This window comes from Streptomyces sp. NPDC005151, from assembly GCF_053599875.1.
The window spans coordinates 24,313-47,772 of sequence record NZ_JBSFYR010000015.1 but is presented as its reverse complement, the minus strand read 5'-3'; the positions used below and the strand labels follow the sequence as shown (position 1 = coordinate 47,772).

Here is a 23,460-nt window from a genome sequence, read left to right as displayed (position 1 = left end):
CGTCGTGTGAGCAGTAGCGAGAAGAACGTCCGGCTGTCCGTCGGCGACGCCGAGTTGACCGTGGACCCCGCCAACGGCTGCCGCATCAGCAGCCTCCGGATCGGGGGCACCGAACTGCTGCGGCAGGGGGAGCGGTACGGCTGTTTCCCCATGGTGCCGTGGTGCGGGCGGACCGAGAACGGCCGGTTCCACAACGGCGATGTGCCCCACCAGCTGCCGCTGAACTCCCCGCCGCACGCCATCCACGGCACCGGCCGTGACACCGCGTGGCTCACGGCGAAGGAGGGCGGGACCGAGGCCGCCTTCTACTACGACCTGGCCGAGCCGTGGTCGTATCCGGGCCGGGTCACCCAGACCTTCGAACTGGCCGAGGACTCGCTCACGCTCGCGTTCGGCATCGAGACGTACGGCGACTCGTTCCCCGCACAGGCCGGCTGGCACCCCTGGTTCCTGCGCAACCTCAGAACCGGCGGTGACGACGTGCAGATCGGCTTCGACGCCGCCTGGCAGGAGGAGCGGGGCGAGAATCATCTGCCGACCGGCCGGCGGATCCCGCCGCTGCCCGGCCCGTGGGACGACTGCTTCGGGATGCCCGACGGGGTCGACGTGACGCTCACCTGGCCGCAGCAACTGGAACTGAAGGTGAAGAGCCGGTCCGAGTGGGTCGTCGTCTACGACGAGCAGGACGAGGCGGTCTGCGTGGAGCCGCAGTCGGGTCCGCCGAACGGACTGAACACCGCGCCGCGCTATGTCACCCCGATCGACCCGCTGGAGATCGTGACGACCTGGAGCTGGCGCAGGCCCTGAGGCGGGCGGCCTTACGGACTCCCCCACGATGGGGAGCCCACTCCCTGTCGTGGGGGAGGCCGTTAAGCTCGTAGCCATGACTGACGTACACGCTGAGCTGCTCCAGCAGATCAAGGACAAGGCCGTGGTGCACGGCAAGGTGACCCTGTCCTCGGGTCTTGAGGCCGACTGGTACATCGACCTGCGCCGCATCACGCTGGACGGCGAGGCTGCTCCGATGGTCGGTCAGGTCATGCTGGACGCGACCGCCGAGCTCGACTACGACTGCGTGGGCGGGCTGACGCTGGGCGCCGACCCGGTCGCCACGTCGATGCTGCACGCTGCCGCCGCGCGCGGGGAGCGGATGGACGCGTTCGTCGTCCGCAAGGCGCAGAAGGCGCACGGGATGCAGCGCCGGATCGAGGGCACGGACGTGAAGGGACGCCGCTGCCTGGTGGTCGAGGACACCTCGACGACCGGCGGTTCGCCGCTGACGGCCGTGGAGGCGGTACGCGAGGCCGGTGGCGAGGTCGTCGCCGTCGCCACGATCGTGGAGCGGGGTGCGGCTCCGGCCATTGCCGAGGCAGGTCTCCCGTACGTCCACGCGTACACGGTGTCGGACCTCGACCTGGCCTGATCGCCGGCCTGACCTGCGCTGTTCTTCGAGGGCGGACGGTTTCACGTGAAACCGTCCGCCCTCGTCGTATGCCTCCAGCGGCCCGGCCCGAGCGCCCTGGGAGTCCGCCGGGTGGAGCCGGAGCGAGAGTCTGGGAAGATGAGGGCGACGATGACGTCGCCCCCAGGTCAGGGAACCAGCAACGCACACCCGCACATCCCAAGGAGCGGACAGATGCCCATCGCAACCCCCGAGGTCTACGCCGAGATGCTCGACCGGGCGAAGGCAGGCAAGTTCGCCTACCCGGCCATCAACGTGACGTCGACCCAGACCCTGCACGCTGCGCTGCGCGGCTTCGCGGAGGCGGAGAGCGACGGCATCGTCCAGATCTCCACCGGTGGGGCGGAGTTCCTGGGTGGCCAGCACAACAAGGACATGGTCACGGGCGCCGTTGCCCTCGCCGAGTTCGCGCACATCGTCGCCGCCAAGTACGACATCACGGTCGCGCTGCACACCGACCACTGCCCCAAGGACAAGCTGGACGGCTACGTACGTCCGCTGCTCGACATCTCTGCCGAGCGCGTCGCCAAGGGCCTGAACCCGCTGTTCCAGTCCCACATGTGGGACGGTTCGGCCGAGACCCTCGCCGACAACCTGGCCATCGGCCAGGAGCTGCTGGCCAAGGCCGCCGCCGCCAAGATCATTCTTGAGGTCGAGATCACCCCGACCGGTGGCGAGGAGGACGGCGTCACGCACGAGATCAACGACGAGCTGTACACCACGGTCGACGACGCGCTGCGTACCGCCGAGGCGCTCGGTCTGGGCGAGAAGGGCCGCTACCTGCTGGCCGCGTCCTTCGGCAACGTGCACGGCGTCTACAAGCCGGGCAACGTCGTGCTCCGTCCCGAGCTGCTGAAGGACCTCCAAGAGGGCGTCGGCGCCAAGTACGGCACGTCGTCCCCATTCGACTTCGTCTTCCACGGCGGCTCCGGCTCCACCGAGCAGGAGATCGCCACCGCGCTGGAGAACGGCGTCGTGAAGATGAACCTCGACACCGACACCCAGTACGCCTTCACCCGCCCGATCGTGGACCACGTGTTCCGCAACTACGACGGTGTGCTGAAGGTCGACGGCGAGGTCGGCAACAAGAAGGTCTACGACCCGCGCAGCTGGGGCAAGTCCGCCGAGGCGGGCATGGCCAAGCGCGTCACGGAGGCCTGCGCCAACCTGCGGTCCACCGGCACGAAGCTGAAGTAGCAGTAGGCACGAACAGCGGCCATGGGCCCGGTACTCCCTGGGGGTGCCGGGCCCATGGCACGTCCGCGAACGAGCAGAAGGAGCACTGGTGCAGGCGCGCGCAGGCTATGACTTCGACACCGTCGTCGACCGCAGGGGCACCTGGTGTGTCCAGTGGGACGGAGTCGCCGACCGGTTCGGGGTCGACGGGCTCCTCCCGTTCACTATCTCCGACATGGACTTCGAGACCGCCCCGGAGGTGCTGACCGCGCTGCGGACCCGCCTCGACCACGGCGTCCTCGGCTACACCAGCTGGCAGCAGGACGACTTCCGGTCGGCGATAGCGCACTGGTACGGGACCCGGTACGGCACCGAGCTGGACACCGGCCGGCTGGTCTACGCCCCGTCGGTGCTCAGCCAGCTCTCGCAGCTTCTCCAGATGTGGACGGCCGAGGGCGACGGCGTCGTCGTCCACACCCCCACGTACGACGGTTTCCGCAAGGCGATCACCGGTCTCGGCCGGGAGCTGCGAGGGGTGCCGGTGGGCGACACGGAGGCGCTGGAGCGGGAGCTGGCGCGCCCCGACGCGAAGGTGCTGGTGCTGTGCTCTCCGCACAACCCGACCGGCCGGGTGTGGACGGAGCCGGAGCTTGTCGAGACGGCGGCGCTGGCGGCGCGCCACGGGGTCGCGGTGATCAGCGACGAGATCCACGCGGACTTCGTGCACGAGGGCCATCGGCATGTGCCGTGGGCGCGAGTGGCGGGCGCGGGCGGGGGCCGCTGGGCGGTGATCTCGTCCGCCTCGAAGTCCTTCAACTTCCCGGCGCTGACCGGCTCGTACGGCATCATCGGCGACCCGGCGGACCGGACGGAGTTCCTGCGGCGCATGGAGACGGCAGAGGGGCTCGCCTCCCCGGCAGTCCTGTCGCTGACCGCGCACATAGCCGCGTACCGGGAGGGCGGGGAGTGGCTGGACGCGGTCCGGGCGTACGTCCGCGACAACCTGGCACTGGTCGCCGAACGCCTGAACACGGCCTTTCCCGAACTGTCCTGGGAACCGCCGCAGGCCGGTTACCTGGCATGGATCGATCTGCGCCCGCTGGGTGTGGACGACGAGGCGCTGCAGCGGGCGCTGATCGAACGCGAGAAGGTCGCGATCATGCCGGGTGCGGTGTACGGCGCGGAGGGCTTCCTGCGTCTGAACGTGGGGTGCCCGCGCAGCAAGGTGGAGGCGGGCGTCGAGGCGCTGATCAGGGCGCTGGGGGCGGTGCGCTGATCCCGGCCGGACAGGGTGCAAGGCGCCCTGTCCGGCAGGTGCCCGCCCCGGACTGGCCACCTCCCCCCGGACCGGGGATGCTGCTCGCATGGGCGAGACACCTGCCGGTCAGATCCGTGCTGCCTCCGCACCCGGGCGCTGGGTCGTTCTGACCACCGTCCTGGGGTCCGCCATGGCCATGGTCGACTCCACCGTCGTCAACGTCGCCCTGCCCCGTATCGGCAAGGACCTCGGCACCGATCTCGCCGCTCTCCAGTGGACCGTCACCGCCTACATGCTGACCCTTGCCGGGCTGATCCTGCTCGGCGGGGCGCTCGGGGACCGGTACGGGCGGCGGCGGGTGTTCGTCATGGGAGTGGTGTGGTTCGCTGCCGCCTCACTGCTGTGCGGCGTCGCGCCGAATGCTGTCGTGCTGATTGCGGCCCGGGCCCTTCAGGGGGTGGGCGGGGCGCTCCTCACGCCCGGGTCGCTGGCGTTGATCCAGGCCAGTTTTCACCCGGACGACCGGGCGCGCGCGGTCGGGCTGTGGTCCGGCTTCGGTGGGGTGGGGGCCGCGATCGGGCCGTTCGTCGGGGGGTGGCTCGTCGACGGACCGGGGTGGCGGTGGGTGTTTCTGATCAATCTGCCGGTCGCCGCGATCTGTGTGCCATTCGCGCTGCGGCACGTACCGGAGTCGCGGGACCCGCACGCGCACGGGCGCTTCGATGTGCTGGGGGCCGTGCTCGGCGCGCTGGCTCTGGCCCTGGTGACGTACGCGTTGATCGAGGCTCCCGGGCAGGGGGCGTCTGCCGCCGTGATCGGGGCGGCCGTGGGCGGAGTGCTGCTCGGAGTGGCGTTCGTGCAGGTGGAGCGGCGGCGGGCGAACCCCATGCTGCCGCCGTCGGTGTTCGAGTCCCGCCAGTTCACCGCCGTCAATATCGTCACGCTCTGCGTGTACGCGGCGCTCGGCGGCTATTTCTTCCTCTCCGCGATTCAGCTCCAGGTCGTGGCCGGGTACTCCGCCCTCGGCGCCGGAATCGCCCTCCTTCCGACCACGGTGCTGATGCTGCTCTTCTCCGCTTCGTCGGGCGAGCTGGGGCAGCGCATCGGCCCCCGTATCCCGCTCACCGTCGGGCCGCTGCTCGCCGCCGCCGGGATGCTGCTCATGCTGCGGGTGGGGCCCGGCGACGCCTCCGTCTCCGCGTACGTACAGCACGTGCTGCCTGCCGTCGCCGTACTCGGCCTCGGCCTGGTCACCCTGGTGGCGCCGCTCACCGCGACCGTCCTCGCCTCCGTCGACACCGCGCGCGCCGGGCTGGCCAGCGGGATCAACAACGCCGCCGCCCGCGCCGCCGGCCTGATCGCCGTGGCCGCGCTGCCGCTGCTCGCCGGGATGGGGCCGGAGGCGTACCGCGACGCCGGTGAGTTCGCCGAGACCTTCCGGCGGGCGATGCCGATGTGTGCCGGGCTGATGGTGCTGGGCTCGGTGATCGCCTGGGCGACCGTACGGACACCGCCCGCGGCCCGGAAGAGCAAGGCGCGTCCCGAATGCACCGTGCACTGCGGTGTCGCGGCACCTCCCCTGGAGCCCGCTCGGGACGAGGACGGGGACCCGGACCGGGCCTGACCGCTCGGGGGCGCCCGGCTACCCCCGACGCGCATGTGCCAGGCACACTTGAACCCATGTCCATCCACGAGAACCTGCTCGGGGGGCCTCCCCCGACCCACCTGCCCGACGACCCGGAGCCGCGCGAGCTGCTCGCGAACGGCACCGCCCCCGCCGACGTCGCCGCGAAGTACCCGACCTCCTCGCTGGCCTGGGCGCAGCTCGCCGACGAGGCGTTCGACGGCGGCCGCGTCATCGAGTCGTACGCCTATGCCCGCACCGGCTACCACCGCGGCCTCGACGCGCTCCGCAGGGCCGGCTGGAAGGGCCACGGGCCCGTACCGTTCGAACACGAACCGAACCGCGGTTTCCTGCGCGCCCTGCACGCCCTGGCGCGCGCCGCGCAGTTGATCGGTGAGCAGGAGGAGTACGAGCGCTGCTCGACGTTCCTCCGCGACTCGTCGCCGACCGCCGCCGAGATCCTGGGATAGCAGGCGCATGCGCCCTGTTCACGGCCCCGCAGACGTATCGCCGTCTGTGGGGCCTGCGCCTTTCGCGGGGCTCCGCTTAGGATGCGGACAGGGGACCGGAGCTCCATCACCTCACGGAAGGGGCGGACCGCTACCCGGAAGCTCGTGTCGAGGAGACAGCAATGTCGACGATCCACCCCGACCCCGAAGCCACCGGTGCGGACACCCCGCACCTGGACTTCGCGGGAACGACTCCGTACGAGGACTATGTCCAGGCGGATGTCCTGACCCACCTCCAGCACCTCCGCTCCGACGACCCGGGCGAGATGGTCTTCCTGGTCACCACCCAGGTCATGGAGCTGTGGTTCACGGTCATCGTCCATGAGTGGGAGACCGCGGCGCACGCCCTGCGCGAGGACCGGCTGCCGGTCGCACGCGATGCGCTGAAGCGGTCGGTACGGGAACTCGAGGCGCTCAACGCGTCCTGGACGCCGCTCGCCCAGCTCACCCCCGCCCAGTTCAACTCCTACCGTGGCGCACTCGGCGAGGGCTCCGGCTTCCAGTCGGCGATGTACCGGCGGATGGAGTTCCTGCTCGGCGACAAGTCCGCGTCCATGCTCGTACCGCACCGGGGTGCACCCCGCGTCCACGCCGAACTGGAGAAGGCGCTCGCCGAACCGGGTCTGTACGACGAGGTGCTCGCCCTGCTCGCTCGGCGCGGGCACGCCGTACCGCAGGCCGTGCTCGGCCGGGACCTGACGCAGAAGTACGAGCCGTCCCCCGAGGTCGAGGCCGTCTGGGCGGAGATCTACGCCGATCCCGAGCGGCACGACGAGCTCGTCCGGCTCGGCGAGGCGCTCACCGACGTCGGTGAACTGGTGTGGCGCTGGCGCAACGACCACCTCGTCGCCACCCGGCGCGCGATGGGCTCGAAGACCGGCACCGGCGGCTCCGCCGGGGTCGCGTGGCTGGAAAAACGCGCCACGAAGAACGTGTTCCCGGAGCTGTGGACGGCGCGCAGCCATGTCTGAGACCTTCGCCGCGCGGGCCGCGGCACTCGACGCCGCCGACGAACTCGCCGATCTGCGGAAGCTGTTCATCCTCGACGACACTGTCTATCTCGACGGCAACTCGCTGGGGGCGCTGCCCCGGCACGTACCCGCCCGGATGCAGGAGGTCCTCACCCGCGAGTGGGGTGAGCTGCGTATCCGGTCCTGGGACGAGAGCGGCTGGTGGACCGCGCCCGAGCGAATAGGCGACCGGATCGCCCCGCTCGTCGGGGCCGCCGCCGGGCAGATCGTGGTGGGCGATTCGACGAGCGTGAACGTCTTCAAGGCCGTCGTCGCCGCGAGCAGGCTGGCAAGCGCGGGACGCGACGAGATCCTGGTCGACGCGACGACGTTTCCCACGGACGGCTACATCGCCGAGTCCGCCGCCCGGATGACCGGGCACCGGCTCGTCCCCGTCGCCCCGGCGGACGTGCCGGGTGCGGTCGGTCCGCGCACCGCGGTCGTCCTGCTCAACCACGTCGACTTCCGCACCGGCCGGCTGCACGACCTGCCCGGTCTCACCGCCGCCGTGCACGCGGCGGGCGGGCTCGCGGTCTGGGACCTGTGCCACAGCGCGGGCGCGCTGCCGGTCGGGCTCGACGCGCACGGGGTGGACCTGGCGGTCGGCTGCACGTACAAGTACCTCAACGGCGGGCCCGGTTCGCCCGCCTATCTGTACGTCGCCGAGCGGCACCAGGCGGCCTTCGACTCGCCGCTGCCGGGGTGGACCTCGCACGCCGACCCGTTCGCGATGACGCAGGACTACGCTCCGGCGGACGGTTCCGTGCGCGGCCGGGTAGGAACCCCCGACATCCTGTCCATGCTGGCGCTCGAAGCGGCGCTGGACGTGTGGGACGGGGTGCCGGTCGAGGCGGTACGAGCCAAGTCGCTGGCGCTGACGGACTTCTTCCTGGAGTGCGTCGGGGCATATGTGCCGGAGGGCGTGGTCGTCCCGGTCACCCCGGGGGCGCACGGGGAGCGCGGCAGCCAGGTGTCGTTGCGGTGTGTGGACGCGGCGGTCGCCGAGCCGGCGATGCGTGCGCTCATCGCCCGGGGCGTGGTCGGGGATCTGCGGCGGCCGGATGTGCTGCGGTTCGGGTTCACGCCGTTGTACGTGGGGTTCGCGGATGTGGAGCGGGCTGCGCGGGTGCTGGGTGAGGTGGTGAGCGGGCCGCTCGGCGGGGTGTGACACCTGCCGCGTCCCCACGGTCAGTCCCCGTGGGGACGCGGGGTCCCGTGCTGATACCGTCCCCGCTGGTCAGGCCAGTTGGGCACCTCTGTCGGATGGTTGGAGCAGCATGTCGGATTCCGCCGCGCGTGATCGGGACGCAGTCGAGACCGAGTCGGCGTTCTCGCATCCGGCTGTCGCCCCCGACGCCACCGCCGCCTACGGCAACCACCCCGACCAGGTGATCGACTTCTACGCCCCGCGGGACGGGCGGGCCGGGGCGCCCGTCGTGGTCCTTCTGCACGGCGGTGCGTGGCGGGCGCCGTACGACCGGCAGCATATGTCGCCGTTCGCGGACTTTCTGGCCCGGCGCGGGTTCGCCGTCGCCAATGTCGAGTACCGGTGCGGCAGCGAGATCCCGCAGCAGCGCGGTTCCGGTCCGGTCGCGGGCCGTTGGCCCGAGACGTTCGACGATGTGGCCGCGGCGATGGACGCGCTGCCCGCACTGCTGGCCCGTGAACTGCCGGAGGCCGATGCGCGGCGGATCGTCGTCACCGGTCACTCCGCGGGCGGTCACCTGGCGTTGTGGGCAGCGGCCCGGCACGTACTCCCGGAAGGGTCGCCGTGGCGGCTGCCCGCGGCGCCGCCGCTGCGCGGCGTTGTCGCCCTGGCGCCGATCGCCGACTTCACCACGGCGGTGGAGCTGGATGTCTGCTCCGGTGCGGTGGGTCAACTGCTCGGAAGGGAAGAGGACTTCGCGGCCAGGAGCCCGTACGCCGATCCGGCTGTGCTGCTGCCGACGGGAATCGCCACGGCGCTGGTGCAGGGACGCACTGACCTCACGGTGCCGCAGGCGGTCGCGGAGGCGTTCGTCGATGCGGCGGCGAAGGCCGGCGAGACAGTGGGGCTGACGCTGCTGGAGGAGGTCGGGCACTTTCCGTTGATCGATCCGGCGGCGGATGCGTGTGCGGTGGTGGCAGAGGAGATTGCGCAGCTGGCGTGGTGACAGGCGGTCCCGGGGCCGTCCGGTGGCGGCGGCCTTGGCCGTGACCGGTCCGCCCGGGTGGGTCCGAGTAGTCCTTGCGACGGATGCCGCAGGATCCGTATCACTGCTGACGACGTCGCGCGCCGGGCCGCCTACCGTGAGGGCGTGACCGAGACCACCAAGAACAGAAGTCCCGAGTTCCGGCTGGCCGCAGGGGCGATAGGCGGCCTGCGGCAGGACCTCTTCCATGATGCGTTCGCCTACCGTTCGCTGCCGCCGATGCGGACCGGCCGGGCGCTGACCCGGCTGCTGTCCGAGGGGATGCGCGCGCGGGCCGGGTGGACGCCGCACGCGCTGGTCGGGCTGGCCGCGCTGATCACGGTCCTCATCGGCCTCGCCAGGGCGGACGGCGCCAGGCCGCTCGGGATCGAGATCATCCTGACCGGGCTGCTTCCGGCGGTAGCCGTCGTGATGACCCTGGTCCGGCCGGTCGGCGCGTTCTGGATGTCGATGGGGCTCACTCCGGTGGCAGCCACCTTCGGCGGCGATGGCTGGCCGTGGGTGCCGAGCATGTTCCTCGCCCATCTGGTGGTGCTCGTCGTGGTCGCCGCCCGGACCCGGCCCCGTACCGCGGCCTGGATGTGGGTGATGACCGTGATGCTCGGCATCGTCATGGAGAACATCGGCTGGCACCCCTCCACGACCACCGCGCCCATGGCCGTGACCTCCGCGTTCGCGCTGCTCGTGGTGACCGTCGTGCAGACCCGCCGGGAAGCGGAGCGTGAGGTGACCGTGCAGCGCACCGTCACCGCCGTGGAACGCGACCGGCGCACGCTGCTGGAGGAGCGCACCACCATCGCCCGTGAGCTGCACGACGTGGTCGCCCACCACATGTCGGTCGTCGCGATCCAGGCCGAGGCGGCCCCGTACCGGGTGGAGAACCCGCCCCCGGAGCTGGAGCAGGCCTTCGTCACCATCCGGGAGAACGCCGTCGCCGCCCTCACCGAACTGCGCCGGGTTCTCGGCGTCGTACGGGCCGAGGACTACCAGGCGCCGGACGCACCGCAGCCCACCCTCGCCGAACTCGACGCACTGCTCGCCAACGTGGCCGACGCCGGCCTGGTGGCCGAGAAGACGATCACCGGCGCGGTACGTGAACTGCCGCAGGGTGTCGAGCTGTCGGCGTACCGGATCATCCAGGAAGCCCTCAGCAACACGTTGCGGCACGCCCCGGGCGCCACTGCCAAGGTCGAGATCGGCTATGTGCTGGGCGGGCTCGGGCTGCGGGTCGTCAACGGTCCGCCGACCGGTCCGGTGAAACCGTCGCAGGGTGCCGGGCACGGGATCACGGGGATGCGGGAACGGGTCGCGATGCTGAACGGCGAGATGACCGCCGAGCCGGCCGCGGACGGCGGTTACGAGATCACCGCGTTCATCCCCGTACCCCTGGCCCAGGAACCGACGCAGAGCGAGACCTCATGAACGACATACGTGTCCTGATCGTCGACGACCAGATGATGGTCCGCGAGGGTTTCTCGGTGCTCCTGGGCGCGATGCCGGGCATCGCGGTCGTCGGCGAGGCGGTCGACGGCCGGCAGGCCATCGCCCAGGCCGCAGCGCTCCGGCCCGACGTGGTCCTGATGGACATCCGGATGCCGGAGCTCAACGGCATCGAGGCGACCCGCGAGATCGTCGCCAACGACGCGGCCGCCAAGGTGCTGGTGCTGACCACGTTCGACCTCGACGAGTACGTGTACCAGGCGCTGCGTGCCGGGGCGTCCGGCTTCCTGCTGAAGGACGCCTCCGCGCGCCAGCTCGCCGATGGTGTACGGGTGGTGGCGGCCGGGGAAGCGCTGCTGGCGCCGACCGTCACCAAGCGGCTGATCACCGAGTTCTCGCGGCTCGCCGGTACCCCGCGGTCACCCGCGCTGGCTCAGATCGGCGATCTGACGGAGCGCGAGACGGAGGTGCTCGTCCTCATCGCGCAGGGGCTGTCGAACGCGGAGATCGCCTCGCATCTGGTGGTCGCCGAGTCCACCATCAAGACGCATGTGAGCCGGATCCTGGTGAAGCTCGGGCTGCGGGACCGCACGCAGGCCGCGGTGTTCGCGTACGAGGCCCGCCTGGTCACCCCCGCCTGACCTTCCTGCTTCCCTTCAGGGCCGCCCGTGACCGAGAGGCTGTCGGGCCACCTCTGATCGGGCGGTCGTGCCCTGGCACGCACGCTCCAGGCCCCGCCCGCTTCCCGATCGAAGGTAGCCCGACAGCCTCTGAACCGACCGGTCGGGTTAGCGTCGGTTCATGCACCAGTCTCCGCAGCTCGCCGCCACCGCTTCGTTCGACCCCTGGTCACCGGCGTTCGTCGCCGACCCGTACCCCGCGTACGCATCGCTGCGGGCCGACGGCCGGGTGCACCGGTTCGAGCCCACGAACCAGTGGCTCGTTCCGCACTACGCCGATGTGTCCGCGCTGCTGCGGGACCGGCGCCTGGGCCGGACGTATCTGCACCGTTTCACGCACGAGGAGTTCGGCCGTACGCCGCCGCCCGCCGCGCATGAGCCCTTCACCACCCTCAACGGGCAGGGGATCCTCGACCTGGAGGCGCCCGACCACACCCGGATCCGGCGCCTGGTCTCGAAGGCGTTCACCCCGCGCACGGTCGAGCAGCTCGTCCCGACGGTGCGGCGGCTCGCCGCCGAGCTGGTCGACAGCTTTGTGGAGGCGGGCGGCGGCGACCTGCTCGCCGCGGTCGCCGAACCGCTGCCCGTCGCCGTCATCGCCGAGATGCTCGGCATCCCCGAGTCCGACCGCGGGCCGTTGCGGCCCTGGTCGGCGGCGATCTGCGGAATGTTCGAACTGAACCCGTCCGAGGAGACCGCGAGCGCCGCCGTCCGCGCCTCGGTGGACTTCTCCGCGTACCTGCGGGAGCTGATCGCGGAGCGCCGCAAGAACCCCGGTACGGATCTGATCTCCGCGCTCATCGCCGCGCACGACGAAGGGGAGCGGCTCAGCGAGCAGGAGATGATCTCCACGTGTGTGCTGCTGCTGAACGCGGGCCACGAGGCGACGGTCAACACCACCGTGAACGGCTGGTGGACGCTGCTGCGTCACCCCGAGCAGCTGGCGGCCCTCCGCGCCGACCACGGGCTGCTGCCCACGGCCGTGGAGGAGTTGATGCGGTACGACACTCCGTTGCAGATGTTCGAGCGCTGGGTCCTCGACGACATCGAGATCGACGGCACGGTCATTCCGCGCGGCTCCGAGGTGGCCCTGCTCTTCGGCTCCGCCAACCGCGACCCTGCGCGCTTCGCGGACCCGGACACGCTGAACCTGTCCCGGCAGGAGAACCCCCACATCACCTTCGGTGCGGGCATCCACTTCTGCCTGGGCGCGCCACTCGCCCGAGTCGAACTCGCTGCTTCCTTCGGTGAGTTGCTGCGCCGGGCACCCCGGATGCGGTTGGCGGCCGAGCCGGAGTGGAACCCGGGCTACGTGATCAGGGGCCTGAAGGAACTGCGCGTGGAGCTGTGACCGGAAGCTTTCCACTCAGCACCCCGGTCCGCAGGGCGGCTGCGGGCCGGCGGTGTCCTCGATCTCCCCCATGGCTGGGGGCCATGGGGGACCGCCTCGACGGGCTTGAACACCAAGCCCGTCCGGCAATTGGGGGGCGGCGTCACGGGGCTGGGGCACGCACCTCGCGGCGTTGTCGTCCATCACCATGGCTCCGCCATGGCTCAATCCTCCGCCTTGCGCTGCACGCACCCCAGCCCCGCTCCTTCACCCACCCCCCATTGCCGGTCGGTCCAAGCCCGTCCGGCAATCGAGGACAGGAACGGTCACCCGGTCACCCCTGCACGTCCCGCCTCCGGAGCGCTCCCAGTCCCGCTGCCACCAGGACCACCGCGCCCGCCGTGAGCCACAGTGCCGGCGGCCACTGCATCTCCGTGCCCGGCAGCTTCGGCAGGTGGCTGAACGGTGACAGGTTCATCACCGGCTGCGGCATGTTCACCGCAGGCCCGATCCACCCCAGTGCCAGGCAGACCCCGACGACTCCCCACGAGGCCACTGCCGCCTTCGGAAGCGCGCCGTACAGCAGGACGGCGAGTCCTCCGAGCAGCCAGACGGCGGGCAGCTGCGCCAGCGACGCGCCCAGTACGGCCGGGAGTTCGTGGCCGTAGCCGGCGGCCAGGCCGAGGCCGCCGACCGCCATGATCAGTGCCGCGCCGCCGAAGGCGATGACCAGGTGTCCGGCCGCCCAGCCGGTCCGGCTCACCCCGCCCGCCAGCACGGGTTCGGCGCGCCCCGCGGTTTCCTCGCCGTGCAGCCGCAGCACCGACGCGACGATGTACAGCGCGGCCACCATCCCCAGCATCCCGACCATCGCGGCGAGGAACGCGTCGGTCAGACCGGCCTGTCCGCCCATCCGCTCGAAGATCTCCTTCGTCTTCTCGTTGTTGCCGACGAGATCGGCCGCCCCGCCGGTGAGCCCGCCGAAGACGGCGCCGGCCGCGGCGAACGACAGCGTCCACCCGATCAGAGCACCGCGCTGCAGCCGCAGTGCCAGCCCGAACGCCGTGGAGATCCGCCCTGTCGCGGGTCCGGGGCGGGTCGGCAGGAAGCTCATGCCGACATCGCGCCGCCCGGCCAGGGTGTACGCGATCCCGCCCTGGATCAGCACCGCCGCGCCGATCACCAGCAGCACCCACCACCGTTCGTCGGCGTAGGCCCGGACGTTCTCCGCCCAGCCGATCGGCGAGAGCCAGTTCAGTACGGACGAGGCGTCGTCCGTCGACGAGTCGCCCGCCGCCTTCAGGACGAACGCGGCGCCGATCACCGCCGCCGTCAGCCCCTTCGCGAGCCGCGCGCTCTCCGTGAGCTGGGCGGCGATCGCCGCGGTGCAGGCGAACAGCGCCCCGATTCCGGCGACTGTCAGCGCGAGCGTCACGGCCCCGGCGCCGCCCGCTCCGGACCCGGCCATCCCGGCGACGATCACCAGGGCGAGCGCGGCGTCGGCGATCAGTGCGGCGAGGAGGGCGGAGGTCAGTGGGGCGCGGCGCCCCACCATGGCGGAGGAGAGCATTTCCTGGCGGCCGGTCTCCTCCTCCTCGCGGGTGTGCCGGATGACGATGATCAGGCTCATCACGGCTGCCATCGCGGCGCCGAAGCCGACCATGCGCCAGGTGACGAGCCCGCCGACGGAGTCGTTGAAGACGGGTCCGTACACCGCGCGCAGCGAACTGTTGGCGTTCATCGAGGCGGCGAGTTCGGCGCGCTGCGCCGCGGTGTCGTACAGCGAGGAGAAGGACTTCCCGACGGAGGAGAACGACCCGCCGAGCACGATCACCCAGATCGGCATCATGATCCGGTCGCGTCGCAGCGCGAGCCTGAGCAGGGTTCCGGTGCCGGTGAGCTGCCCGCCCCGGGCGGGGCGTCCGGCACGGGTCGCGGGCACGGTTACGGCAGTCATCGCGCCGTCACCCCCGCCCGTTCGTCGGTGTCCGCGGCGTAGTGCCGCAGGAAGAGTTCCTCCAGCGTGGGCGGGGTGCTGGTCAGCGACCGTACACCGGACGCGGTGAGCGACCTGAGGACGGCGTCGAGCTTGTCCGTGTCGACCTGGAGCGTGACCCGCATGCCCTGGATGTCGATGTCGTGCACGCCGGGCAGGTGCGCGAGCCCGTTGGGCGCGCCGGCCAGTTCGGCGGTGATGCTCGTACGGGTCAGGTGCCGCATGTCCGCCAGGGAACCGGTCTCCACCGTGCGTCCCTGCCGGATGATGCTCACCCGGTCGCAGAGCGCCTCGACCTCGCTGAGGATGTGGCTGGAGAGCAGGATCGTCCGTCCGCGCTCGCGCTCCTCGGCGACGCAGCTCTGGAAGACCTCCTCCATGAGCGGGTCGAGCCCGCTGGTCGGCTCGTCGAGGATCAGCAGATCCACGTCGGAGGCGAACGCGGCGACGAGGGCGACCTTCTGCCGGTTGCCCTTGGAGTACGTACGCCCCTTCTTGGTGGGGTCGAGTTCGTACCGCTCGATGAGGTCGGCCCGGCGGGCCGGGTCGAGGCCTCCGCGCAGCCGGCCGTACAGATCGATCACCTCGCCGCCGGAGAGGTTGCGCCACAGGGTGACGTCACCGGGGACGTATGCCACCCGCCGGTGCAGCTCGACCGCGTCGTTCCAGGGGTCCCGGCCGAGCAGCTGGACAGCGCCGGAGTCGGCCCGCAGCAGGCCCAGCAGGACCCGGATGGTGGTGGACTTCCCGGAACCGTTGGGCCCGAGGAAGCCGTGAACCTCACCGGTCTCGACCGCGAGGTCGAGGCCGTCCAGCGCGTGTGTCCGCCCGAACGACTTGTGCAGTCCGGCCACGGTGATTGCCTTCGTCATGTTTCTGAACGTACGCTACTTTCACAAACTTGTGAAGTTAAGGAAGCGTATAAAGTCGGGGTGTGGCCCAGGGCCGGGGAACCCGCAGGAAATTCAGGGGAGACGATGGGGCGATGAGCAGCGAAACCGGCGCGGACGGGCGTGAGCGCGAGCCGGAGCCCGAGCACGCGCGCGACGAGGAGGCCGTGTCGCGGTTCGTGGAGCGCTTCGCGGCCGAGATGACCGAGGCGGGCATGCAGCGGATGGCGTCCCGCGTCTTCGCGGCGCTGCTCGCGGACGATGACGGCTCCATGACCTCGGCGGAGCTCAGCGAGCAGCTCCGGATCAGCCCGGCCGCGGTCTCCGGCGCGATCAACTACCTCACGCAGGTCAGCATGGTCGGCCGCGAACGCGACCCGGGCTCGCGCAGGGACCGCTACCGCCTGCACAACGAGATCTGGTACGCCACCTTTGCCAGCCGCGACCGGGTCCTGACCCGCTGGGAGCACGCCCTCAGGGAGGGCGCACAGACCCTCGGCCCGGACACGCCTGCCGGTGCGCGGCTCGCGGAGACTGCGGAGTTCTTCGAGTTCCTGCAGACGGAACTGGTCGGCATGATGGACCGCTGGCGCGACTACCGCAAGAAGTTCGACCTCCCGGAACGGAAGAGCTAGTGCCGTGACCGGCAAAGCTTGCCGGGAGGGGCACTGGGCAAAACGGAAGAGCTGGGCAAGAGGCCCGGGGTACTGGGTCCTGGGCCTCGGCTCGGAACGGCTCAGGTCAGCGGGTGCGACGTCCGGCCGGACGCCTGGTCGATCTCGTCGTGCGCCTTGGTCAGCAGGGTCATGGCGAGTTCGTTCAGTGCTCTGGCACCCGCGATCTCCTCGCCGACCCTCGGCTGCTGGGAGTCGGAGGGGTGGCGGCTGGCGTATCCGTGCGCACGTACCTCGTTCCCGTCGGGAAGCCGTACCAGGGCGGCGGCACGGGTGCGGTGGTTGTCTTCCTCGAATTCCAGCTCGATGTGCCATCCGATAGCGGTTTTCATCATGGCGAACACCTCCAGGACCTGCTACCAGGGTGCGCCTCTTTCCGCACCCGCGCTCGGTGTGTCAGAGGCCGGTCGCGCAGGCCGCGGCAGGTGCGACACGTCCCCTGAACCCTCACGTGCGCGCCCCCGGTGCGGGGATCATCCGCTCTCCGCCGCCACCGGCAGCATCAGCCCCCACGCACCCGCCCACACCGTCCACGTCCTCGTCCGGACCGGGCCGCCGACCTGTATGTCCGCCCGGTAGCGGAAGTCCGCGCCGGAGACCGTGACCGCCTTCGCCTCCGCGGTCACCGGTTCGCCGGTCGTCGTCCGGACCACCACGTCCGCCAGACCCCCGTCACCACCCTGCGCGCTCACCGTCACCGATTCGACCGGCCGGTCCAGATCGTTCAGGAGCACGCCGTCCACCTCGACCCGCAGCCGATGGGTGCGGGTCGGGACGGGCGTGGCCGGCGACGGGGCGGGGCGGACCAGGGTCCGTACGAGGGAGCGGCAGGTGTCCCAGACCGCCGTGACACCGGTGTGCGCCGCCGCCGTCCCCGGTACCGCGGACAGGGCGGGGATGCGCAGGGCGCCCAGGACGACACCGTCGCTGTCGTCGACCAGCAGGTCGAGCCGGCGCACCGCCCCGTCCAGTGCCGCGCGCGCCGCGGCCACCGCGCCCAGGGGCACGCCGAGCGAATGCGCGAGTTCCAGCGCGGCCGCGGCGCCCACCGGGACCAGCGAGAGCGCTGCACCGGCCAGCTCCCGCTCCCGGTGCAGGAGAGTCACGGCGCGCAGCAGCGCCCGGTCGTCGCCGACGACCACCGGCCGCCTGGTGCCCCGGCGGGACAAGGCCCGCGCGAACTCCTCCGGACTGTCCGGGAGGCAGATCTTGGCGTGCGAACCGGCGCTCAGCACGTCCTTCGCGATCCGGACGGACTCGCCGTCGGTCCGGCGGGCGACCGGGTCGATGACCACCAGCAGCTGGTGCGTACCGTTGCCGGGGGGCTGGGCAGCCGACACCTCGGTCCTTCCTCGGGTAGCATCTTGGTGCAAGAGCCCCTTGCGCTATTGCGCCAGGGGCTTCGTCTATTCCGGGGCACCCGGTTCGACGGTTCAGGCTTCGTCGTACATCGTCGTACGGCATGTACGGCGTTTACGTACGGCCCCTGACCTTGGACATGCCCCGCCCGGAAGGGGTGTACGCCTGTGCCCGCACTTGTGCTGCTCGGTGCTCAGTGGGGTGACGAGGGCAAGGGAAAGGCCACCGACCTCCTCGGTGGATCCGTGGACTATGTGGTGCGTTACCAAGGCGGCAACAATGCCGGCCACACGGTGGTCGTCGGCGACCAGAAGTACGCACTTCATCTCCTCCCCTCCGGAATCCTTTCGCCGGGGTGTACCCCGGTCATCGGTAACGGTGTCGTCGTCGACCCGGCGGTCCTGCTGTCCGAGCTGAGTGGGCTCAACGAGCGCGGCGTGGACACGTCCAAGCTGCTGATCAGCGGCAACGCTCATTTGATCACTCCGTACAACGTCACCGTCGACAAGGTGACGGAACGGTTCCTCGGGAAGCGGAAGATCGGCACGACCGGCCGCGGTATCGGCCCGACGTACGCCGACAAGATCAACCGTGTGGGCATCCGCGTCCAGGACCTGTACGACGAGTCGATCCTGGAGCAGAAGGTCGAGGCGGCCCTGGAGCAGAAGAACCAGCTCCTCGCCAAGGTCTTCAACCGCCGTTCCATCGAGTCCGGCAAGATCGTCGAGGAGATGCTCCAGTACGCGGAGCAGATCAAGCCGTACGTCGCGGACACGACGCTGATCCTCAACGACGCCATCGACGCGGGCAAGGTCGTCCTCTTCGAGGGCGGTCAGGGCACGCTGCTCGACGTCGACCACGGCACGTACCCCTTCGTCACCTCGTCGAACCCGACCGCGGGCGGCGCCTGCACCGGTTCCGGCGTGGGCCCGACGAAGATCAGCCGGGTCATCGGCATCCTCAAGGCCTACACCACGCGCGTCGGCGCCGGCCCGTTCCCGACGGAGCTGCTCGACGAGGACGGCGAGGCGCTGCGCCGGATCGGTGGCGAGCGCGGTGTCACCACCGGCCGCGACCGCCGCTGCGGCTGGTTCGACGCGGTGATCGCACGGTACGCGACCCGGGTCAACGGTCTCACCGACTTCTTCCTCACCAAGCTGGACGTGCTGACCGGCTGGGAGCAGATCCCGGTGTGTGTCGCCTACGAGATCGACGGCAAGCGCGTCGAGGAGCTCCCGTACAGCCAGACCGACTTCCACCACGCGAAGCCGGTCTACGAGATGCTGCCGGGCTGGTCCGAGGACATCACGAAGGCCAAGACCTTCGCCGACCTGCCGAAGAACGCGCAGGCGTACGTGAAGGCGCTGGAGGACATGTCCGGCGCCCCGATCTCCGCGATCGGTGTCGGCCCCGGCCGTACCGAGACCATCGAGATCAACTCCTTCCTGTAGGACGGGACAACGCGGAGGGGGCCGGGGCGGCTGTTGCGCCCCGGCCCCCTCCGCACGTTCACTCCTCTGCGCCGGCTCCCGCACGACCGGTTCGAAGGCGGTGGAGCCGGTCACCGTCAGGGTGCCCCGGGCGCAGCTTGGCCCGGACCGCTGTCACACACCGGTGCCGTGCCGTCGGCACGCCTATCGCCTCCCCCGCGATCGGGAGTGGGCTCCCGACGCCCTGCGACTCCGCCTGACGCCGTTCGCTGATCCACTTCCTGTCGCGGGGGAGGCCGTCAGACCAGCGGCTTCACGGACATCAGAAGATGCCGGTGCGTGGGGCCGCCCTCGGTTTCGTCCTCGGCCGTCCCGCCGGTGATCATGGCGCGCTGGCCGGGACCCATCATGCGGAACTGGACGACCGGCGCGTCGAACGAGGTCAGGGCGTCCATCAGGTACGAGGGATTGAACGCGACCGTCAGCTCGTCGGCGCCCTCCAGGACGGCAGGCAGCCGCTGGGAAGCGACATCGTCCTCGTACCCCGCCTGAAGCATCACCGAGCCGTCGGAGAAGGTCAGATGGAGCGGGCCGTCGCCGTCCGCGACCACCGCGACGCGCTTGACGGCCTCGACCAGGGGCGCCCGGTCCGTGACCGCGGTCGTCGGGTCCGCCATCGTGAACAGCTTGTCGTGGCGGGGGAGCCGACCGTCCAGGAGGCGGACCGTGGTCCGCATCCCGGCGAGTTCGAAGCCGGCCGATCCGGCGTCCAGTGCGACGCGGACCATGCCGGAGTGGCCGAAGGAGCGGGCGATCTCGGTCAGCCGCCGCGCCGACACCACCACATCGGCTGTGACGTCCGCCGTCTCAGGTTTCCATCCGAGCGTGCGCACAGCGAAGCGGTACCGGTCCGTGGCGGCCAGCGTCATCGTGTCGCCGTCGAGCCCCAGCCGGATCCCGGTGAGGGTCGGCAGCGTGTCGTCCCGGCCCGCGGCCACGGTCACATGGGCGACGGCCGCGGCGAACTCCTCGGAGTCCACCTCTCCCAGCACCTCGGGCAGCGGCGGCAACGCCGGATAGTCGTCGAGCGGCAGCACGGACAGCCCGAACCGGGCGCTGCCGCCGGTCACCGAGAACCGTGAACCCTCCACCGCGCACACCACCGGACTCTCGGGCAGCACCCGGCACACATCGAGCAGCCGTCGCCCCATGACCAGGACCTTCCCGGCCCGTACGGTCTCCGCCTCCACCTCGATGCAGGCGGACGCCTCGTAATCCAGGCCGGAGATCCGCAACACCTCGCCGTCGGTCTCCAGCAGCAGCCCGCCGAGCACGGGTACGGGCGACCGGGTGGGCAGCACCCGGGCCGCCCAGGCCACGGCATCGGTCAGTGCGCTGCGATCAATACGGAACTCCATGGCGGGGCCTCTCTCCGTCGGACCGGACGGCGTCCGACGCTAGAGGGCGCCACTGACAATCGACCGAGGTCCGGCGACGCGCGGCCGACGACAGCGATCACCCCCGTGGGTCGCTGCCGTCGTTCACCCCGCCGTCCCCCGACACCCCTGTGCCCACGGACGGCACCCGACATCCCCCGACATCCATGTCGTCCGCGGAACACGTTCGGACTGTAGGTCGGCGAGTACCCGACAGTAAGATTCAATTCGCACGGTGTGGGCACCGCAGGGGTAACAGTCCGCACAGTCAGACCGGTAAGCAGGGACGGACGGGTACGAGTACGGAGCGGAGGGCCTGTGCGAACGTGGGAACGGGCCGACGACATACTGCGGATGCACCGCCTGGCCCGCATCGGTGGCGTGCAGGAACTGCTGCGCTGGCTGTCGGGACGCGCCGACGGCTGGGCCGGACTGCTCCACGACGACGGAACCGTCCTGCACGCCGTGGCACGGACCCCGGACCGCACGAGCGCCGCAGCCGTCACGCTCGCCTCCGACGGCGCAAGGGAACTGACGGCCCGCGGCGTACGCTCCTTCACCCTCGACCGTGGCCCGGACACCGCTCTGCTGCTCCCTCTCGACGGCCCGCCCGATGCCCGTGACGCCCGTGTCCCGGTCCTCGCCGTCGTCACGCGCCGTCCGCTGCCGGACGGGCTGGCCACGCTCCTCGCCGACGCGGTGATGCCCCTGGCCATGTGCTGGGCGGCCGAATCGGTCGAACGCAAACGCCGCCGCGTCGACCTCGCGGAGTCCCGCGGCCGGGAAGCGGTGCTGCATCTGCTGATGACCGGCCAGCTCTCCATCGCCCACCAGGTCGCGGGCGCCCTGAAGCCCAGGCTGCCGGACCCCGTCCAGGTGTGCGTGGTGGAGTGCCCGGGCGGGCGGCGGGACGAGGTGGCGAAGGTCTGCACGGATCTCTCCGGCGGACGGTCCTGGATCGTGCGGTGTCCGGTGTACGCACGCCACTTGATCCTCGTCGTGCCCGCCGGCCCGGGCGGGACCGAGCCGCGACTCGGCCGCGAAGTCGCCGTCGTGGTGGACGACTGCGTGGTCGGCGTGAGCGAGGAGGTTCCGCTCAGCGACACGGCGACCGGATACCGGCAGGCGTTCCATGCCCTGGCGGTCGCCCGCGGACTGCCGGTCCGCCACGCCCGGTTCGGCTCGGCACCGGAACCGGCGCTGCTCGTCGGCGCCGAGGGCGCGCGGTGGGCCGACGCCCTGCTGGGGCCGCTCCTCACCTACCTGCCCCGGCGCAGCCAGGACCCCGGCAGTCAGGAACTGGCGGCGACGCTGGGTTCCTGGCTCGCGTTCTCGTCCCATGCGACCAAGCATCTGAAGATCCACCGCAACACCCTGTCCGCACGGCTGCGGTTGATCGGCGAGCTGCTCGGACGCGACCTCAACCGGCTCGCCGACCAGGCCGCACTCGACCTGGCGCTGCGGATCCGCGCCACACCCGCCCGCGCACCCCGTCCCGCCGAGCCCGCGAAGGGGGCCCGCTCCCTGGACGAGATCCTGCGCCGCCCCGACGTTCGGGAGTGGGCGGCCCAGCAACTGCAACCGCTCCGCCGGAACGGCGGGGCGGCCGAGGCGACGGTCCGGTCCTGGCTGGAGTGCGAGGCCCAACTGGCGCCGACCGCCGCGTCGTTGGGAATCTCCGTGCCGGGCGCCCGCAAGCGCCTCACCCGTCTCGAAGCGGTACTTCGGCGCTCACTGCTCCAAACGCCCAGTGCGCGGTACGAGTTGTGGCTGGCTTTCCGGGCGCTGGACGTCGCGGGTGTCACCGACGGAGCGTGAGTTTCACTCCCGGGGGTGAACTCATCCGGTGATCGCAGAAAATTCCGGGCGTTGAAAAGCAGCGCACCTGAAGTGAAAAGCAGCAGGTCGGGGGCGGTGTGGAGAGGGCGCCCCGCTGTCTCTAACTCCGGCTCTGGCCAACGCTTTTGGCATTTGCGCCGGTGACGGTGTGTGGCATTACATTCGCAGCAGACCTTCAGACGTGAGAATGCCCCCGCGGTGCAGCAACACCCGGGGGCTCGACACCAGGAGTAAGGCTCCGGATACACATTTACCGTACAGCGCCGACGCGTTCCTTCTCCACTTTCGGCAACGCGCTTCTGCGTGACCGTTCCATCTCGTGGTGCGCCGCAGGCGTACTGGTGTACCTCCTGAGCCTCCCGAACGGCGCCCGTGCCTCGATCCGGACGCTCGCCGAACAGCGCAAGGAGGGGCGTACGCGCATCGCCGACGCCCTGCGTGAGCTGGAGGATTCCGGCTATCTGCGTCGGCTGCTCCGCCGGGACCCGGCGTCGGGTGAGCTGCGGACGGTGTACGAAGTGTTCGATACCCCGCATGCCGAGCCCCCGGAAGAAGTTGGCCGAAATCAGGCCTCCGGTGAATCGGACGACGGTGATGCGGGCCCGCTCCCCCAGGGAGAAAAGACGGGGGAACAAGAACCTCCCTCCCCGGCGCGTGAGGAACCGAGGGCGCGCAGAAGCGTCCGGCGGCTGCCTCGCCTCTCCGTGCCCGAACAGCTCAGGTCCGCCACGGAACTGCTGCTCTCACTCGGCCGCCGCGACCCCCGGCTCACGCTCGGCACCGCAGAGGCGGTGCGGCTGGCGCCCCGGGTCGAGGAGTGGCGGGCGGCCGGGGCCACCGACGCCCAGCTGCGGGAGGCACTGACCAGTGGCTTGCCCACGCCCGTGCTGACGGCGCCGGGCCTGATCAGCGACCGGCTGACCCGCAAGATGCCCGCCCGGCCCGAACCCCCTGCGCCGCCCGCGCCGCCCGCGCCCCGCGCCGAGTGCCCGGAGTGCGGCGTGCCGGTCGCGGACTCGGAGGCCTGCCGAGTCTGCGCGCCGCCCTCTGGGAATCCCGCACACGCCCGGTTCCGGGACGCCGCCGAACGGGGGCGGGCCAAGGTCCGGGCCACCCTGGGCACTTTTGCCGAGGCTCCGGCCACTTAGAACTCCC

21 protein-coding genes are annotated in these 23,460 nt (G+C 70.9%); 16 read left to right on the top strand and 5 right to left on the bottom strand.

The window, feature by feature from the left end; translation table 11 throughout:
* The first annotated feature begins 6 nt into the window (after positions 1-6).
* The 12 genes from ACWD6R_RS11445 (at position 7) to ACWD6R_RS11390 (ending at position 12,702) form a co-directional block, all read left to right on the top strand.
* Positions 7-807, top strand: coding sequence for an aldose epimerase family protein (locus ACWD6R_RS11445; protein ID WP_451818487.1), 801 nt, complete (start codon positions 7-9; stop codon positions 805-807).
* A 76-nt stretch (positions 808-883) separates the two neighbouring features.
* Positions 884-1,423: an orotate phosphoribosyltransferase gene (pyrE, locus tag ACWD6R_RS11440; protein ID WP_359115711.1), complete on the top strand. Its 540-nt coding sequence runs from the start codon at positions 884-886 to the stop codon at positions 1,421-1,423.
* Positions 1,424-1,636: 213 nt separating this feature from the next.
* On the top strand, positions 1,637-2,659 hold the full coding sequence (gene fbaA / locus ACWD6R_RS11435; RefSeq protein ID WP_451818486.1) for a class II fructose-bisphosphate aldolase: 1,023 nt from the start codon (positions 1,637-1,639) through the stop codon (positions 2,657-2,659).
* An 88-nt stretch (positions 2,660-2,747) separates the two neighbouring features.
* Positions 2,748-3,914 (top strand): MalY/PatB family protein, encoded by a 1,167-nt coding sequence (locus tag ACWD6R_RS11430; protein WP_451818485.1) that lies wholly within the window; start codon positions 2,748-2,750, stop codon positions 3,912-3,914.
* An 88-nt stretch (positions 3,915-4,002) separates the two neighbouring features.
* On the top strand, positions 4,003-5,520 hold the full coding sequence (locus tag ACWD6R_RS11425; RefSeq protein WP_451818484.1) for an MFS transporter: 1,518 nt from the start codon (positions 4,003-4,005) through the stop codon (positions 5,518-5,520).
* Positions 5,521-5,576: 56 nt separating this feature from the next.
* Positions 5,577-5,990 (top strand): DUF3151 domain-containing protein, encoded by a 414-nt coding sequence (locus tag ACWD6R_RS11420; RefSeq protein WP_451818483.1) that lies wholly within the window; start codon positions 5,577-5,579, stop codon positions 5,988-5,990.
* Positions 5,991-6,151: 161 nt separating this feature from the next.
* Positions 6,152-7,000, top strand: coding sequence for a tryptophan 2,3-dioxygenase family protein (locus ACWD6R_RS11415; RefSeq protein ID WP_037690734.1), 849 nt, complete (start codon positions 6,152-6,154; stop codon positions 6,998-7,000).
* On the top strand, positions 6,993-8,207 hold the full coding sequence (gene kynU, locus ACWD6R_RS11410; protein ID WP_451818482.1) for a kynureninase: 1,215 nt from the start codon (positions 6,993-6,995) through the stop codon (positions 8,205-8,207). Before ACWD6R_RS11415 ends, kynU begins: the two co-directional genes overlap by 8 nt.
* A gap of 109 nt (positions 8,208-8,316) precedes the next feature.
* On the top strand, positions 8,317-9,192 hold the full coding sequence (locus tag ACWD6R_RS11405) for an alpha/beta hydrolase family protein (RefSeq protein WP_451818481.1): 876 nt from the start codon (positions 8,317-8,319) through the stop codon (positions 9,190-9,192).
* A 144-nt stretch (positions 9,193-9,336) separates the two neighbouring features.
* On the top strand, positions 9,337-10,653 hold the full coding sequence (locus ACWD6R_RS11400) for a sensor histidine kinase (RefSeq protein WP_451818480.1): 1,317 nt from the start codon (positions 9,337-9,339) through the stop codon (positions 10,651-10,653).
* Entirely contained in the window at positions 10,650-11,312 is a 663-nt protein-coding gene (locus ACWD6R_RS11395; protein WP_451818479.1) for a response regulator, read from the top strand. Before ACWD6R_RS11400 ends, ACWD6R_RS11395 begins: the two co-directional genes overlap by 4 nt.
* 160 nt (positions 11,313-11,472) lie before the next feature.
* Entirely contained in the window at positions 11,473-12,702 is a 1,230-nt protein-coding gene (locus ACWD6R_RS11390) for a cytochrome P450 (protein ID WP_451818478.1), read from the top strand.
* A 313-nt stretch (positions 12,703-13,015) separates the two neighbouring features.
* On the opposite strand, the gene ACWD6R_RS11385 is transcribed toward ACWD6R_RS11390, so the two are convergent.
* Together ACWD6R_RS11385 and ACWD6R_RS11380 are read right to left on the bottom strand one after the other, a co-directional pair.
* Positions 13,016-14,638, bottom strand: a complete 1,623-nt coding sequence (locus ACWD6R_RS11385) for an ABC transporter permease (protein ID WP_451818477.1) — start codon at positions 14,636-14,638, stop codon at positions 13,016-13,018.
* Positions 14,635-15,549, bottom strand: a complete 915-nt coding sequence (locus ACWD6R_RS11380; protein WP_451818476.1) for an ABC transporter ATP-binding protein — start codon at positions 15,547-15,549, stop codon at positions 14,635-14,637. Before ACWD6R_RS11380 ends, ACWD6R_RS11385 begins: the two co-directional genes overlap by 4 nt.
* A gap of 113 nt (positions 15,550-15,662) precedes the next feature.
* Between ACWD6R_RS11380 and ACWD6R_RS11375 the strand changes: the two genes are divergently transcribed.
* Positions 15,663-16,202 carry a GbsR/MarR family transcriptional regulator gene (locus ACWD6R_RS11375; RefSeq protein WP_451818475.1) on the top strand — a complete coding sequence of 180 codons (540 nt, stop codon included), beginning with the start codon at positions 15,663-15,665 and terminating at the stop codon, positions 16,200-16,202.
* A 101-nt stretch (positions 16,203-16,303) separates the two neighbouring features.
* On the opposite strand, the gene ACWD6R_RS11370 is transcribed toward ACWD6R_RS11375, so the two are convergent.
* Together ACWD6R_RS11370 and ACWD6R_RS11365 are read right to left on the bottom strand one after the other, a co-directional pair.
* Positions 16,304-16,576, bottom strand: coding sequence for a DUF1876 domain-containing protein (locus ACWD6R_RS11370; RefSeq protein ID WP_451818474.1), 273 nt, complete (start codon positions 16,574-16,576; stop codon positions 16,304-16,306).
* Between the two features lie 138 nt (positions 16,577-16,714).
* Positions 16,715-17,581 (bottom strand): diacylglycerol kinase, encoded by an 867-nt coding sequence (locus ACWD6R_RS11365; protein ID WP_451818473.1) that lies wholly within the window; start codon positions 17,579-17,581, stop codon positions 16,715-16,717.
* A 186-nt stretch (positions 17,582-17,767) separates the two neighbouring features.
* On the opposite strand from ACWD6R_RS11365, the gene ACWD6R_RS11360 reads away from it, so the two are divergent.
* Entirely contained in the window at positions 17,768-19,051 is a 1,284-nt protein-coding gene (locus ACWD6R_RS11360) for an adenylosuccinate synthase (protein WP_451818472.1), read from the top strand.
* A gap of 278 nt (positions 19,052-19,329) precedes the next feature.
* Here ACWD6R_RS11360 and dnaN read toward each other — a convergent pair whose 3' ends face one another.
* Positions 19,330-20,448 carry a DNA polymerase III subunit beta gene (gene dnaN / locus ACWD6R_RS11355; RefSeq protein WP_451818471.1) on the bottom strand — a complete coding sequence of 373 codons (1,119 nt, stop codon included), beginning with the start codon at positions 20,446-20,448 and terminating at the stop codon, positions 19,330-19,332.
* 372 nt (positions 20,449-20,820) lie between these two features.
* On the opposite strand from dnaN, the gene ACWD6R_RS11350 reads away from it, so the two are divergent.
* Both ACWD6R_RS11350 and ACWD6R_RS11345 read left to right on the top strand, forming a co-directional pair.
* A complete protein-coding gene (locus ACWD6R_RS11350; RefSeq protein ID WP_451818546.1) occupies positions 20,821-22,284 on the top strand; it encodes a helix-turn-helix domain-containing protein in 1,464 nt (487 codons plus the stop codon).
* A gap of 362 nt (positions 22,285-22,646) precedes the next feature.
* Positions 22,647-23,453: a hypothetical protein gene (locus tag ACWD6R_RS11345; protein ID WP_451818470.1), complete on the top strand. Its 807-nt coding sequence runs from the start codon at positions 22,647-22,649 to the stop codon at positions 23,451-23,453.
* Positions 23,454-23,460 lie beyond the last annotated feature (7 nt).